We start from the raw sequence: 1,390 nt of genomic DNA, 5'->3' as shown, positions 1-1,390 counted from the left end.
CGGAGGGCAGGCGGGAGTTTCGTAGCGTCGGGGGAGTGGCGGGACAGCGCAAAACCCTGCTCACTCCAGATCTCCCGCCGCACGGCGGCAAGGCTGTCGGCAAAGGTCGGCCGCTGCTTGTGGTACCAGGCGCTGGCCTAGACGCGGAGCTGGGCACGGCTGGTGAGGCGCGCCGCCATCAGGGTGACGACCGAGAACAGGTCGAGCAGACAGGGTGTGGTGCGGGCGATCGCCTTGTCTGACCACTGCCGCTGCGTCTCGACACCGAGGTGGTCGCGGACCTCTCGGAATGTGACCTCGAGCTGCCAGCGCTGGACGAACCAGCGGACGATCTGCAGCGGCTCCTCCGCTGCGTTGGTGCAAAGCAGCGCCTGTGGGTCGAACCGCTGGCCGGGGTCGCGCAGCAGCACCCAGCGGATCGGCACGACCGGCATGCCGGCATGGCGCCAGACGGCGGTGTCGGAGCAGATCTCCACAATGCGCTCGCCTTCGCCATACCATCCGGGCACGGTCAGGCGCTGCCACCGAGTGGTCTTGTCCGTCAGCACTTCGGCCAGGGTCGGCAGGCGCTCACCTTTGGTTCGGGGACGCCCGATGGTACCGGGCTGGCGTGGCGGGGCTGGCCGATAGAGAGCAGCATCGAGACGCAGGCGGGTGATGCAGGTGACCTCCTGGCGGAGCAGCGCAGCCAGCAATTCGAGGGCGGAGAAGCCGCTGTCGGTGACCAGCACCAGCTGCCGCTCCGGCATCCAGCGGCGGGCCTGCAGGACCAGTTGCCGGCCCCAGTCGGTGAGCTTCTTGTGGCTCCGCCCGCGCTTGCGGCAGTACCGCTCCGAGGGGGCAAGGGCAGTCAGGAACGGCAACGCCCAGACCCGCCCGACCCAAGGAATCGGGACCAGCAGCATGAGGCTGAGCCAGCGCAGGCCACTGGCCTTCACGAAGTGTCCGTGGCTGGAGCGGACCGGATCTCGATAGATCCCTTTGGCGCTGATCCGCTTGCCGCGCCGGCGCTCGATCGTGTCGTCGAGGCCGAGGAGTACCGGACCTGTCGGCACGAAAGCGTCCAGCAACAAGCCAAGCAACACCTTCGCCGCCGCTCTCCCACTCCAGGCAGCACGGTTCAGTACGCGATGGTAGTTGACGAACGCCGCTCCTGGCTGAGCCGGGCAATCCGGAGAATGCTGCTCACCGTGCGCCGGCCCGGCGCCAGAATAGCGCCGACCAGCAACACCTCAGCGTGCTGCCAGCTCCGTTGAAAAAAGAGCGGCGCGAAGCATAGGATCACCGCGGCGAAGCGGGCCGGCAGGGTCAGCATGGGGGCGGTCCTCTGGCCAGGACGCCACCAGCCTATCTGCTCACCCGCTCCGCCGCCTTACCCCGGAAATGGCCA

The 1,390-nt window shown here is 68.1% G+C and carries 2 protein-coding genes; both read right to left on the bottom strand.

The window, feature by feature from the left end; genetic code table 11:
- Positions 1-137 precede the first annotated feature (137 nt).
- Positions 138-1,085 (bottom strand): IS701 family transposase, encoded by a 948-nt coding sequence (locus tag H7965_RS29900; protein ID WP_390624658.1) that lies wholly within the window; start codon positions 1,083-1,085, stop codon positions 138-140.
- Between the two features lie 35 nt (positions 1,086-1,120).
- Positions 1,121-1,315 (bottom strand): hypothetical protein, encoded by a 195-nt coding sequence (locus H7965_RS30625; RefSeq protein WP_222440894.1) that lies wholly within the window; start codon positions 1,313-1,315, stop codon positions 1,121-1,123.
- Positions 1,316-1,390 lie beyond the last annotated feature (75 nt).

Origin of the sequence: Siccirubricoccus deserti (assembly GCF_014283215.1) — a bacterium.
Taxonomy (GTDB): Bacteria; Pseudomonadota; Alphaproteobacteria; order Acetobacterales; family Acetobacteraceae; genus Siccirubricoccus; species Siccirubricoccus deserti.
This window is presented reverse-complemented; position numbering and strand designations above follow the sequence as displayed.

Coding starts and splice junctions, on each gene's coding strand:
- H7965_RS30625 (WP_222440894.1), bottom strand. CDS start 1,315: ATGCTGACCCTGCCGGCCCGCTTCGCCGCGGTGATCCTATGCTTCGCG.